The 13,306-nt window shown below is 52.1% G+C and carries 9 protein-coding genes; 1 reads left to right on the top strand and 8 read right to left on the bottom strand.

The window, feature by feature from the left end; genetic code table 11:
* Window positions 1-23 precede the first annotated feature (23 nt).
* The 8 genes from HMPREF3178_RS06350 to glmU all read right to left on the bottom strand — a co-directional run bounded on the left by HMPREF3178_RS06350 (window position 24) and on the right by glmU (window position 10,520).
* The gene (locus tag HMPREF3178_RS06350; RefSeq protein WP_004107248.1) at window positions 24-1,670 is read right to left on the bottom strand and encodes a carbohydrate porin; all 1,647 of its coding nucleotides are present in this window, start codon (window positions 1,668-1,670) and stop codon (window positions 24-26) included.
* 475 nt (window positions 1,671-2,145) lie between these two features.
* Complete coding sequence (gene phoU / locus HMPREF3178_RS06345) at window positions 2,146-2,871, bottom strand: phosphate signaling complex protein PhoU (protein WP_004107251.1); 726 nt, start codon at window positions 2,869-2,871, stop codon at window positions 2,146-2,148.
* Between the two features lie 49 nt (window positions 2,872-2,920).
* Window positions 2,921-3,694, bottom strand: coding sequence for a phosphate ABC transporter ATP-binding protein PstB (gene pstB / locus HMPREF3178_RS06340; protein ID WP_004107254.1), 774 nt, complete (start codon window positions 3,692-3,694; stop codon window positions 2,921-2,923).
* A gap of 47 nt (window positions 3,695-3,741) precedes the next feature.
* Window positions 3,742-4,632: a phosphate ABC transporter permease PstA gene (pstA, locus tag HMPREF3178_RS06335; RefSeq protein ID WP_017145194.1), complete on the bottom strand. Its 891-nt coding sequence runs from the start codon at window positions 4,630-4,632 to the stop codon at window positions 3,742-3,744.
* A complete protein-coding gene (gene pstC / locus HMPREF3178_RS06330) occupies window positions 4,632-5,591 on the bottom strand; it encodes a phosphate ABC transporter permease PstC (protein ID WP_004107261.1) in 960 nt (319 codons plus the stop codon). Before pstC ends, pstA begins: the two co-directional genes overlap by 1 nt.
* 191 nt (window positions 5,592-5,782) lie before the next feature.
* Window positions 5,783-6,823, bottom strand: coding sequence for a phosphate ABC transporter substrate-binding protein PstS (pstS, locus tag HMPREF3178_RS06325; RefSeq protein ID WP_004107263.1), 1,041 nt, complete (start codon window positions 6,821-6,823; stop codon window positions 5,783-5,785).
* A gap of 316 nt (window positions 6,824-7,139) precedes the next feature.
* Window positions 7,140-8,969, bottom strand: coding sequence for a glutamine--fructose-6-phosphate transaminase (isomerizing) (gene glmS, locus HMPREF3178_RS06320; protein WP_004107265.1), 1,830 nt, complete (start codon window positions 8,967-8,969; stop codon window positions 7,140-7,142).
* A 180-nt stretch (window positions 8,970-9,149) separates the two neighbouring features.
* Entirely contained in the window at window positions 9,150-10,520 is a 1,371-nt protein-coding gene (gene glmU / locus HMPREF3178_RS06315; protein ID WP_004107268.1) for a bifunctional UDP-N-acetylglucosamine diphosphorylase/glucosamine-1-phosphate N-acetyltransferase GlmU, read from the bottom strand.
* A 345-nt stretch (window positions 10,521-10,865) separates the two neighbouring features.
* On the opposite strand from glmU, the gene HMPREF3178_RS06310 reads away from it, so the two are divergent.
* The gene (locus HMPREF3178_RS06310) at window positions 10,866-13,037 is read left to right on the top strand and encodes a right-handed parallel beta-helix repeat-containing protein (RefSeq protein ID WP_017145192.1); all 2,172 of its coding nucleotides are present in this window, start codon (window positions 10,866-10,868) and stop codon (window positions 13,035-13,037) included.
* The last annotated feature ends 269 nt before the right edge of the window (window positions 13,038-13,306 follow it).

The following is a 13,306-nucleotide window of genomic DNA, read 5'->3' as shown; positions in this document are numbered from 1 at the left end:
ATTTGTCCTGACCGGAACCAGCCTTACCACCAGATTTCAGCCTGGGCGCCTACGGCAAACTGGTCGTTCTTACCGTCTTCAAAAATGCTGCGAGTATTGCTGTTGGCTGCCTTATCCAGGTCGATATCCTGCGCTTTAATATAAGTCGCATAGAAACGAATTTCCGGGCGGGAGGTCAGCATACTGGTATTCACTTTAAAGGTATGGAACAGGGTGGTTTTGTAGCCGGATTCGTTATATTTCTTGCCGGTGATATCTTTGTTCTGCTGCTTGAAATAGCCCAGCTCAACGCCGGTCTGGTTATATTTATCCCAAATCCAGGCCGGGCGCACGACGGCGCGAATAGACTCAAAATCAGAGTGCGCGCCGGTCTCGTAGCTGTAGACATCATTACCAAAAGAGTAAACGATGGCGTTCGCCAGAATGATGTCATCACTCAAATAGGTTTCTCCCTGAGAGGTCAAACGAACGGCGGTGCCGTTGGTGTGATCGCCATAGTATCTGCCGTTAAAGGTGGTATACGGGCTGGATCCCGCGTAGCGCGAGAAGCTGCTGGCGATGGAGTTATTTGCCAGCAGGAAGGAAAATTCGTTAAATCCGCCGTTATCAAACTTCTGCGTTAACGACGTTCCCGCCATCCAGGTATCTTTCCATTCATAATATCCATTATTACCTTCATTATATTTCTCAGATGAGCTCTGATTGGCCGCGACATAACGACCGCTGACCATCAGTGATGCTTTATCCCAAAGAGGGATCTCTTTATAACGAATATCAATAGTATTGGTGTTAATTTGCTGGCTTTTGGTCAACGTGCGGTTGTAGTCATCGACGTCCTCGCGCACCAGCGCGATATCAAATTTACCCGCGCCCACTTTCCAGTTTTCAAGACCAATGCCTGCTGCGGCATCGGTTCTCTGCGTTTTCCAGTCCAGCATCTGGATTTCAATTTTCGGCGCGCCGTGCTTACCCACCCAGAAATCCGCCTCCGGTGCGAATGGCAGGAAACCTTTGGTATTTACGTACATATCAGAGAACTGCATATAGTTCTCGCCGCCAGCGTTATCGCCAAACCAGCCGGAGGAATACTGCTGCCCGACGTTACCGTCAAGCATCACGATGGCATCAACCCGCTTATTGTCTTCCTGATAGACCCGCTGCTTAAGCTGTAAATCAAACCAGCCAGAGTATTCATTACCGAAGCGACCGAGCGAGCCAATCGCCCAGGACTTTGGTGAACCATGAGATGCGGTCCCCCAGCCGGAACGGTAATAGCCGTTATAGCTGAAGCCAATTTCATCCTTCACAAACTTGCTGAAATCCTTCATTGTCATCGAGCTATAAATGGACTCGCCATTCGCCGCGGGCTGTTCGTTTTTCACCAGAACCGCGGCTGGTTTTTCTGCGCCGCCGGCCGGTGCGGGAGCGCTGGCAACCTGCGTAGAAGCACGTTGTGTGTTGGTACCGGACTGCGTATTGGCGATCCAGATTTGATTTCTGGCTTTCTCTTCATCTTTATATTTTTTAAGTTCGGACTGCGTATCTTTAAGCGCCTTTTCCAGAAGCTCAAGGCGCTGTTCGACCGTTAGCGATTCCGCCAGAGCATGCGTCGAATAAGCGAGCGGCGCCATAATAAGTATGGCAGATGTAATCAGATTTTTTTTAAACATAAGTTCCCTTTATATAAACATGAGTGCAATTGAATATCGCGAAAAAATAACAACCTGCGTGAAGGCATGGTGTATTCTCAGACATCCTTGCATCGCATAAAAAAACCTGAAGAAAACTCCCTGTATAAAACAGAGGCGATTTTCTTCAGGTTTTGCCCGCACGGCGGTAACAATCCCATTCATTTACTGCGGGTGGATTATTTGGCAAAAAAAAACCTGACATCACCCGGTTAACGGTGATGTCAGGTTTTGCCTGCTTACGCAGTAACAATCCAGCGTATTTATTCGGGCCCTGTAACGACAAGTCACCCGATTAATGAACCACATTGTTACGCTATAAAAATCAAACCACAATTGGCGAAATTATTATTTGTGATGAAAATCGCATCAATTTTTGCGAATAAAAAAATAGCCACTGCATTAATCATAACTAATTCTGATATATCCTTATATCAGAATTAGTCTCTGTGATTCATTACTCTTTAGGATCTTTTCCCGCCAGCAGTTTATCCAGTTCGTCGCCGCCAACGTGACGGAAATCCTGACCTTTAACGAAGTAGAAAATATATTCGCAGATATTCTGGCAGCGGTCGCCAATACGCTCAATCGAGCGGGCGCAGAACAGCGCGGTCAGGACGCTGGGAATAGTGCGCGAATCTTCCATCATATAGGTCATCAGCTGGCGCACGATGCCTTCATATTCCTGGTCGACTTTCTTATCTTCACGATAAATCCGCACCGCTTCATCAAGGTCCATACGGGCAAAAGCATCCAGCACATCGTGCAGCATCTGCACGGTATGGCGCCCCAGCGATTCCAGACTCACCAGCAGCGGCTGGTGCTGCTGGGAGAATTTTTCCAGCGCTGTGCGGCAGATTTTATCCGCAACGTCACCGATACGTTCCAGTTCGGCGATGGTTTTGATAATCGCCATCACCAGGCGCAGGTCGCTGGCGGTCGGCTGACGCTTGGCGATGATGCGCACGCAGGCTTCATCGATCGCCACTTCCATCATATTGACCTGCTTATCGCCGTCGATAACGCGCTTTGCCAGTTCGCTGTCCTGGTTATGCATTGCGGTGATAGCATCAGAAAGCTGCTGCTCCACCAGCCCACCCATGGTCATGACCTGGGTGCGGATGTACTCCAGTTCGGCATTGAACTGGCCGGAAATATGTTTATTAAGATTTAGGTTATCCATGGTATCTCCTGATTGCCCAATAGGTTAGAGCCTGAAAGCAGAAGGGCAATCAACCGTAGCGGCCAGTAATATAATCTTCAGTTTGCTTCTTAGCGGGCTTGGTAAACAGATCGTCCGTGTTGCTGAATTCAATCAGCTCGCCAAGATACATAAACGCCGTATGGTCGGAGCAACGCGCGGCCTGCTGCATGTTGTGGGTCACGATAACGACGGTGTAATCCTGTTTCAGTTCGGTGATCAGCTCTTCAATACGCCCGGTAGAGATCGGGTCCAGCGCCGAACAGGGCTCATCCAGCAGCAGCACTTCCGGACGAATAGCGATACCGCGCGCGATACACAGACGCTGCTGCTGACCGCCGGAGAGAGAATATCCGCTCTGATGCAGTTTATCTTTGGTTTCATTCCATAATGCGGCTTTGGTCAAAGCCCACTGCACTCGCTCGTCCATATCCGCGCGGGAGAGTTTCTCGAACAGACGCACGCCAAAGGCGATATTGTCATAGATAGACATCGGGAACGGCGTCGGCTTCTGGAATACCATGCCGACTTTGGCACGCAGCAGCGCGATATCCTGGGTATTGGTCAGAATATTATCGCCATCCAGCAGAATTTCACCTTCTGCACGCTGCTCCGGGTACAGCTCAAACATTTTGTTGAACGTACGCAGCAGCGTGGATTTACCGCAGCCTGACGGACCGATAAACGCCGTCACCTGGTTTTTTGTGATATCCAGGTTGATGTTTTTCAGGGCATGGAATTTTCCGTAGTAGAAGTTCAGGTTACGAACTGAAAGCTTACCCGGGGTCGTATTCACCATACTCATCTCGTTCTTTTCCTCGTTCGACGCCGCGTTTCGCCGCGCCGCAAAAATTAACCGTGTTTATTCTTCGCGAAAATAACGCGCGCCAGAATGTTCAGCAGCAATACGCACAGGGTGATAATCAATACCCCGGCCCATGCCAGTTGCTGCCACTCCGCAAAGGGACTCATGGCAAATTTGAAAATCGTTACCGGCAGGTTAGCGATCGGCTGCATCATGTCGGTGCTCCAGAACTGATTGGAGAGCGCGGTGAACAGCAGCGGCGCCGTTTCCCCGGCGATACGGGCAATGGCCAGCAGGATACCGGTCATAATGCCGGAGACCGATGCTTTCAGGGTGATCGCAGAAATCATTCGCCACTTTGGCGTACCGAGCGCATAGGCCGCTTCGCGCAGGCTATCCGGCACCAGCTTCAGCATATTTTCAGTAGTACGAATCACGATAGGCACCTGCAGCAGCGCCAGCGCAATCACGCCCGCCCAGCCGGAAAAGTGCTGCATTTGCGCAACGACGATGGTGTATACAAACAGACCGACCACAATCGACGGCGCGGAAAGCAGGATGTCGTTAATAAAACGAATGACTTCAGCCAGCCAGGATTTACGGCCATATTCCGCCAGATAAATCCCCGCCAGAATGCCCAGAGGGGTACCGATAATCGTCGACCACAGGATCAACAATCCGCTACCTGCCAGGGCGTTCGCCAGACCGCCGCCCGCCGTATTAGGCGGCGGCGTCATTTCGGTAAACAGCGCCAGGCTCATGCCGTCGATGCCGCGAGTGACGGTGGACATCAGGATCCAGATAAGCCAGAACAAGCCAAACGCCATGGTCGCCATCGATAGCGTCAGGGCGAGGCGGTTTTTCATGCGGCGTTTCGCCTGCATTTTGCGACGGGATTCCGCCAGCTCTGCGGTGGTTTGTAATTCAATCGTCGCCATTAGCGTGCCCCCTCGTTCTTAGCCAGGCGCATGATCATAAACTTTGATGCGGCCAGAACAATAAAGGTGATAACGAACAGAATCAGACCCAGTTCCATCAAGGCTGCAACGTGCAGTCCGGTTTCCGCTTCGGCAAACTCATTCGCCAGCGCGGAGGTGATGCTGTTACCTGGCATATACAGCGAAGCGCTATCGAGCTGGTAGGTGTTGCCGATAATAAAGGTTACCGCCATGGTTTCCCCCAGCGCGCGCCCCAGTCCGAGCATCACCCCGCCAATCACGCCGTTTTTGGTAAAGGGCAGAACGATACGCCAGATAACTTCCCATGTTGTACAACCGATACCGTATGCGGACTCTTTCATCATTACCGGCGTCTGTTCAAAAACGTCACGCATAACGGCAGCGATGTAAGGAATGATCATGATGGCCAGAATGACGCCGGCCGCCAGAATGCCGATACCAAACGCCGGACCCGCAAAGAGCGCGCCAACGAACGGAATGGTCGACAAAACGTTGCCAACCGGCTCCTGAAAGTAAGTCGCAAACAGCGGGGCGAAAATAAACAGACCCCACATGCCGTAAACGATACTGGGGATGGCGGCCAGCAGTTCAATAGCGATACCCAGCGGGCGCTTCAGCCAGGCGGGTGAAAGTTCCGTCAGGAACAGCGCGATACCGAAGCTCACCGGTACGGCGATCAGCAGCGCGATAAATGAGGTGACCAGCGTCCCGTAAATGGGCACCAGGGCGCCGAAAATCTGGTTTGGCGCATCCCACTCTTTGGTCCACAGAAAGGCAAAGCCAAATTTCTCAATGCTTGGCCAGGACGAGATGATAAGGGAGACGATGATGCCGCCAAGCATCAATAGCACAATCAGCGCCGCCAGTTTTACCAGCACGCTGAAAATTATGTCACCCTTTTTCCCCGGAGGGTTAAATGCCGGCTTGGTTGCAGCCATACGTTACTCTTCAGTTTCGGGCCAGAAAAAATCGTAGTTTACTGATCTTTCTGGCAAAGGTAATGCCATACCCTAAATAATTCGAGCTGCAGGCAGGTAGCAAGCTTGTTCACCCTGGTCACATAGCGTATCTATGCTCCCGGGATGAACAAGCGCTACCATCGTCCCTGTAACTCGACGTAAGACGGGTATTAGTACAGCGCTTTACCGCTGCTGTCCTTTACGTTGGTCTTCCATGCTGCGCGAACTTGCTCAACCACGCTATCCGGCAGGGTGGCATAATCCAGCGCATTCGCTTCTTTACCGCCGTTCTTATACGCCCAGTCGAAGAACTTCAGCACTTCAGCGGTTTGCTCTGGCTTGTTGGAAGCCTTGTGAACCAGGATGAAGGTGGTAGAAGTGATCGGCCAGGCATTGTCACCTTTCTGGTTAGTCAGATCCTGTGCAAAGGATTTGCTCCAGTCGATTTCTTTCGCCGCGTTAGCGAAGTTGTCTTCCGTCGGGCTCACCGGCTTGCCATCGGCAGACAGCAGTTTGGTATAAGCAAGGTTGTTCTGTTTCGCGTAGGCATATTCTACGTAGCCGATTGAGCCCGGCAGACGCTGAACGAACGCGGCGATGCCGTCGTTGCCTTTACCGCCCAGCCCGGTCGGCCAGTTAACGGTTGAACCCGCGCCGACTTTAGATTTCCACTCTTCGTTCACCTTCGCCAGGTAGCTGGTGAAAACGAAGGAGGTGCCGGAGCCATCCGCACGGCGAACAACCGCGATGTTCTGAGAAGGCAGCTTCATACCTGGGTTGAGCTTAGCAATCGCTTCGTCATCCCATTTTTTGATTTTGCCCAGGTAGATATCACCCAGCGTTTTACCGTCAAGCACCAGCTCGCCTGATTTCACGCCAGGCAGGTTGATCGCCAGCACCACGCCGCCGATCACGGTCGGGAACTGGAACAGACCTTCCTGAGCCAGTTTGTCGTCAGCCAGAGGGGCATCAGAGGCGCCGAAATCTACGGTGTTGGCCGTAATTTGTTTTACGCCGCCAGAGGAGCCGATACCCTGGTAATTGATTTTATTACCCGTTTCCTTGTTATAGGTATCTGCCCATTTGGCATACACCGGCGCGGGGAAAGTTGCGCCAGCGCCAGTCAGGCTTGCTGCTGCAAAAACAGAGAAAGCACTCATCGATAAGGTCGCGGCGACAACTGTTGCGACGGTGGTACGCATAACGTTCATAATGTCTCCTGCTGGATTCGTAAACCATTGTTTCGAAGCTATGGTGAGCAAAATAGGACAAACAGGTGACAGTAAAATGTACGAATTATTACAGTTTTATGACAAGCCAAAAGGCGGGATTTTACGATAAATAAAAACAATACAAATCATATTGTTAATAAAGATAATGAGGAAAATATTGCCGAAAAATTTTATTTTTATGACGGCAAAAAAGCGTCGCAAAAATGACAGACTGTCATAAAGCGGGTGGGATCTCGCCGTTCGCCGCAAATAAAAAGGGCTGCCGGATGGCAGCCCTGTCACGATGTAAAAACCGTTATTCCACGGTCACCGATTTCGCCAGGTTACGCGGCTGATCGACGTCAGTTCCTTTGATCAGCGCGACGTGATAAGCCAGCAGCTGCAGCGGTACAGTATAGAAGATTGGCGCGATCACCTCTTCAACGTGCGGCATCTCAATGATGTGCATATTATCGCTGCTGGTGAAACCCGCATCGCCGTCAGCAAAGACGTACAGCTGGCCGCCGCGGGCGCGAACCTCTTCAATGTTAGATTTCAGCTTTTCCAGCAGTTCGTTGTTCGGCGCGACCACAACCACCGGCATTTCTGCATCAATCAGCGCCAGCGGACCGTGCTTCAGCTCGCCAGCGGCATAGGCTTCCGCGTGAATATAGGAGATCTCTTTCAGCTTCAGCGCCCCTTCAAGGGCAATGGGGTACTGATCGCCACGTCCGAGGAACAGCGCGTGATGTTTATCAGAGAAATTCTCAGCCAGCGCCTCAATGCGCTTGTCCTGCGAGAGCACCTGCTCAATGCGGTTCGGCAGCGCCTGCAGGCCATGCACGATATCGTGTTCAATCGCGGCATCCTGGCCCTTAAGACGCGCCAGTTTCGCCACCAGCATCAGCAGAACGGTCAATTGCGTAGTGAAGGCTTTAGTCGAAGCGACGCCGATTTCCGTCCCGGCATTGGTCATCATCGCCAGATCGGACTCCCGCACCAGTGATGAACCCGGCACGTTACAAATCGCCAGCGAGCCCAGATAGCCCAGCTCTTTAGACAGGCGCAGACCTGCGAGGGTGTCCGCCGTTTCGCCGGACTGCGAGAGGGTGATCATCAGGCTATTGCGACGCACGGCCGATTTACGATAGCGGAACTCAGAAGCGATTTCGACATCACACGGCACACCGGCCAGCGATTCAAACCAGTAACGGGAAACCATTCCTGAGTTGTAGGAGGTACCGCAGGCGATGATCTGAATATGCTCAACCTGAGACAGCAGCTCGTTAGCCTGCGGGCCCAGTTCGCTTAAATCAACTTCACCGTGGCTAATGCGCCCGGAGAGGGTATTTTTGATCGCGTTCGGCTGCTCGTAGATCTCTTTCTGCATATAGTGGCGATAGATACCTTTATCGCCTGCATCATACTGCAGACTGGATTCAATATCCGGGCGCAGCACTTCGGCGCCGGATTTATCAAAGATAGTGACCGAACGACGGGTGACTTCCGCAATATCCCCCTCTTCGAGGAAGATAAAGCGGCGGGTAACCGGCAGGAGCGCCAGCTGATCGGAGGCAATGAAGTTTTCTCCCATCCCCAGGCCAATAACCAGCGGGCTGCCCGAACGAGCGGCCAGCAGCGTACCCGGATCGCGGGAATCCATAATCACGGTACCGTAAGCGCCGCGAAGCTGCGGGATAGTCCGCAGAACAGCATCACGCAGGGTGCCGCCTTGTTCCAGCTCCCAGTGAACCAGATGCGCAATAACTTCGGTGTCAGTCTCGGAGGCGAAAACGTAGCCCCGCGACTGCAACAGCTCGCGCAGCGGCTCATGGTTCTCGATAATTCCGTTATGCACGACCACAATATGGTCAGAAACATGCGGATGCGCGTTGCCTTCAGAGGGTTCGCCGTGCGTCGCCCAGCGGGTATGGGCAATTCCCGTCCCACCGTGCAACGGATGTTCCTCCAACGCCTGGGCCAGCATCTGGACTTTCCCAAGGCGACGAACGCGGTTCATATGACCTTCGTTATCGACGACTGCCAGACCGGCGGAGTCATAACCGCGGTATTCCAGACGACGTAAACCTTCGAGAAGGATTTCAGCAATATCACGCTGCGCGACTGCGCCAACAATTCCACACATAGTTTTTCATTCCGATTTTGGCTGTATGCCATACGTTGTCGGTCAACCTGTTTACCCGTTTTTCCGGGCGCCCCGAGCCTTGTAGAGAGTGGGGTTATTTTTATGGGCACTGCCGTGGGGGGAGGATTATTTTATCCCCTCACCCCGCTCTTTCCCCCAAAAGGGCGAAAGAGAAAAGCGTTACTTCTTCTTCACCGGGCGCTGCCAGCCCTGTTTATGAACCTGCGGCACGCGGCTTAAAACTAACTCATCGTCGGCAACGTTGCGCGTTACCGTCGTTCCTGCAGCAATGGTGACTCCCTTGCCGATGGTCACGGGAGCGACCAGCTGGCTGTCCGAACCAACAAACACGTCATCGCCGATCACCGTTTTATGTTTATTTGCGCCATCATAGTTACAGGTGATGGTGCCGGCGCCGATATTGACGTTATCGCCAATCTCAGCGTCTCCGAGGTAGGAAAGATGCCCGGCTTTCGTGCCTCTCCCCAGACGCGCCTTTTTAATTTCGACAAAGTTGCCGACGTGCGCGCCTTCCAGGAGCTCCGCGCCAGGGCGCAGCCGTGCGAACGGCCCGATAGTACAGGCTGCCTCAAGATGAGCATCTTCCACTACGGTATAAGGACTGATCTCGCAGTCATCGCCAATGGTACTGTTCTTGATCACGCAGCCGGAGCCGATCTTCACCCGATTGCCCAGTACAACATGCCCCTCGAGAATAACGTTAGTATCTATTTCGACATCGCGCCCGTGTTTCAGCACGCCGCGCAGGTCAAAACGCGCCGGATCGCGAAGCATTACGCCTGCGAGCAGAAGTTCCTCCGCCTTTTCAGACTGCCAGACGCGTTCCAGGCGGGATAGCTGCAGCCGGTTATTCACGCCTTCCACTTCGCTTAGGCGCTGAGGATGGACTGCCGCGATTTCGCGACCTTCGGCATAGGCCATGGCGATAATATCGGTAATGTAATATTCGCCCTGCACGTTATTATTGGTCAGCTTAGCCAGCCAGCGTTTGAGATCCGCCCCGTTGGCGACCAGAATTCCGGTATTAATTTCCTGAATCCGACGCTGCTCTTCGCTGGCGTCTTTATGCTCAACAATGCCGGTTACCGCGCCGTTATGGCGCGTAATGCGACCATAGCCGGTCGGATCGTCCAGCTTCACCGTCAGCAAACCGATGCCGCCCTGCGGTTTCGCTTCTCGCAGGCGCTTTAATGTTTCGACGGAAATCAACGGTACATCGCCGTACAGCATGAGGATATCTTCATCATCTTTGAAGAACGGCGCCGCCTGCTGCATGGCGTGGCCGGTACCCAGCTGTTCAGCCTGTAAGATCCAATTTAGCTTATCTTCGTGCAGCGTCTGGCGAAGGAGATCGCCGCCGTGCCCGTAGACCAAATGGACAGCGGAAGCACCTAATTCTTTAGCCGTATCAATGACATGCTGAACCATTGGCTTGCCGGCCAGCGAATGCAGCACCTTGGGAAGATCGGAATACATGCGGGTACCCTTGCCTGCGGCAAGAATCACCACGCTCATCGGACTGTTTGACATACGCATCCTGACTGCTGTTAGAACGAAAAGTAAAAGCCTTTCACGTTGAAATATCTACATATTTTTCATCATGAAACGAGACGGAGATAAAACGCGCAGGCTTCACGCAATACATCATTTTAGGGGGCTATTTTTAGTCAGCGCAAACCCGTTTCGCGCAAAAAAATCATTTTTATGAGGGGGTGGCCAGGCTATCCCTCTGCTTTTGCTGTTTTTTTGGCGGGTAAATAAAGAAAAACCATAAAATAAAACGCAGTTTTAATATTCATTAATTGTGACGTGATAAATAGAAACACCATTTCATTTTCCTGATAATGCCGATTAATAATTACCCAGGAGAAAAGAATGAATAACAAAATACCTTTGGCATTAACCCTTTGCAGTACGATGATCGCGCTACCGCTGCAGGCCAACGAAGGCCCTCAGTGGCGCGCTATCGCCTTCGGGCAATCCACGGACAGCAATTTTTCCTCGAATGTTCTGCCTGAAAAGATTGGCGTCAATGATGTCACTATCGCCGGTAAAAAACTGACGCCGCAGGACGTCGCCGATCTCAGCCAACCCATTACTATTGAAAGCCGGGGAGGTAAAATTGCCAACTCCCACGACGGACTGACCTTCTTTTATACCCAACTTCCGACCAGTCAGAATTTTATCCTGCAGGCAACGGTGACCGTCAATCAGTTTGGCCCGGAAAATGGCGCTCGCCCGGCAGCACAGGAAGGGGCAGGACTGCTGGTGCGCGATGTAATAGGAGTTCCGCGTCAACAGCCGCTGAAGGTCGGTTATGAAGAGTTCCCGGCGGCGTCCAATATGGTGATGAACGCCATTATGACGCAGGATAAAAAAGATCACTCGCATATTAAGCTGCAGGCTATCAGCCGGGAAGGGATAACCCAACCGTGGGGCAATGCGGGGGCATCAATAAAGCGTCAGAGTTATAAAGAAAAAATCGATATACAGCAAACGCCGACGTTCCAGCTCAGGCTGGAACGCACCAACGACGGGTTTATTACTTCCTGGGCAGCGACGGGCAGTGAAAAATGGGTAAGCCAGCAGGTTCCTCACGCCGATCTGATTGCTCAACAGGATAAAGAACATTACTACGTCGGTTTTTTTGCTTCTCGTAACGCTAAAATCACCGTCAGCAACGCCTCGCTCACCACGTCAGCGGCAAATACTGTTCCCTCTGCGCCGTACATCGCTAAAAGCTGGCCGCCGGTCATGCAAATTGCCTCGGGAACAAAAAGCCAGGACAAAAAGTACATCCTACAGGCGCGTACCAATAGTGACGGGCGCATAACCGTTCGCCAGGATGAAGTGGTGATCGGGCAGGATAAAGCCGTGAAAGCCGGTGAGATGTTTACCCAGCCTGCCGTTCTGAAAGATAAAAGCACGTTCGAAGTTACCTTTACGCCGACCACCAGCGCAAAAACGCTGACCCAGACGCTGACGGTGGAACAGAATGCCAATATCACAGGCAATACGCTCTATGCTGCACCTGAGGGGCAAGCGCAGGCCAAAGGCACGGCAGAGTCGCCGTTGGATTTAGCCTCCGCCGTCGAGCTCGTACCCGCTGGCGGGGAAATTATATTAGCCGCCGGAGACTACCCGCAAACCGTCATCCCTCTGAGCGCCAGCGGCCTGAAAGACAAAACCAAGACCCTGAAAGCCACCGGTAAAGCGGTAATACACGGGCTACTGCTGGATGCCAGCTACTGGCATATCGTTGGAGTAGATATTACGGATAAGAGCCTGCGCATACAGGGTAGCCATAACCTGATTGAGAACGTCACCGCTTATCGTAACGATGATACCGGCATTCAAATTTCCTCACCGGCGGATGTAGGACGCCCGCTGTGGGCCAGCTATAACCGGGTGGTGAATTCAGAATCCTTTAGCAACGAAGATCCGGGAAAAATAAACGCCGATGGCTTCGCCGTAAAAATGCGCGTAGGAGAGGGGAACCGACTGGAAGGCTGTTACTCGCACGATAACATCGACGACGGTTTCGATCTGTTTAATAAGATTGAGGACGGTGCAAACGGCGTTGTGGTGATCGAGAACTCTATTGCCCGCAATAATACCAGCAACGGTTTTAAGCTCGGCGGGGAAGGGCAGCCGGTTGCTCATGAGGTACGTAACAGCATCGCCATCGGGAACCATCTCGACGGTTTCACCGACAACTTCAATCCCGGCAAGCTGGTGGTGGTCAACAACGTCGCGGTGGATAACCAGCGCTTTAACTACCTGTTCCGCCCAAGTCCATACGGCGCGCCGGAAACCCAGGGCACGTTCAGCGAGAACCTTTCCTTACGTAGCCAGCCGGGGAAATATGACGATGCCGTTGTCGGGAATATCGACGATAGCAACTACTTTATCCACGCTGGTAAAAGCATCAACGCTCAAGGAAAAAGCATTAACAGCGCCGATTACCAGACTCTGGCGCTGCCTGACCCGCTAATACGTGAGGCTGACGGCAGCTTCAATACCGGTAACTTCCTCAGCCGTAATTAACCCCGCTATACGTGAAAAACATAAAGGTCGCCCTGGGGCGACCTTTTCACTTTCTGTCTGTTTCACACCGCATGTGTTGTCGTTTTAGTTAGCGGTACAGCGCAAAAACAACCTGGAAAGTTGACTTCTTAGTGGTTGAACGTACCGAAGGTTACGTTCATAGCACTGAAGAAAGCGACGATTTTATTAAGCAGTTTCATGATCTCTTCCTGGATAGTGATTACGTTTTATGATGCATTTTTTGTGACTTACATCACAAAACAAAGTCT

This window comes from Klebsiella sp. HMSC09D12, assembly GCF_001808475.1.
GTDB lineage: Bacteria > Pseudomonadota > Gammaproteobacteria > Enterobacterales > Enterobacteriaceae > Klebsiella > Klebsiella oxytoca.
Note: the sequence above shows the minus strand (reverse complement) of the source record. Positions and strands in the feature narration are given on the sequence as shown.

What these genes read in the sequence shown, in the direction of transcription:
- HMPREF3178_RS06350 (WP_004107248.1), bottom strand. Translation starts at nt 1,670, where the DNA reads ATGTTTAAAAAAAATCTGATTACATCTGCCATACTTATTATGGCGCCG.
- phoU (WP_004107251.1), bottom strand. Translation starts at nt 2,871, where the DNA reads ATGGATAACCTAAATCTTAATAAACATATTTCCGGCCAGTTCAATGCC.
- pstB (WP_004107254.1), bottom strand. Translation starts at nt 3,694, where the DNA reads ATGAGTATGGTGAATACGACCCCGGGTAAGCTTTCAGTTCGTAACCTG.
- pstA (WP_017145194.1), bottom strand. Translation starts at nt 4,632, where the DNA reads ATGGCGACGATTGAATTACAAACCACCGCAGAGCTGGCGGAATCCCGT.
- pstC (WP_004107261.1), bottom strand. Translation starts at nt 5,591, where the DNA reads ATGGCTGCAACCAAGCCGGCATTTAACCCTCCGGGGAAAAAGGGTGAC.
- pstS (WP_004107263.1), bottom strand. Translation starts at nt 6,823, where the DNA reads ATGAACGTTATGCGTACCACCGTCGCAACAGTTGTCGCCGCGACCTTA.
- glmS (WP_004107265.1), bottom strand. Translation starts at nt 8,969, where the DNA reads ATGTGTGGAATTGTTGGCGCAGTCGCGCAGCGTGATATTGCTGAAATC.
- glmU (WP_004107268.1), bottom strand. Translation starts at nt 10,520, where the DNA reads ATGTCAAACAGTCCGATGAGCGTGGTGATTCTTGCCGCAGGCAAGGGT.
- HMPREF3178_RS06310 (WP_017145192.1), top strand. Translation starts at nt 10,866, where the DNA reads ATGAATAACAAAATACCTTTGGCATTAACCCTTTGCAGTACGATGATC.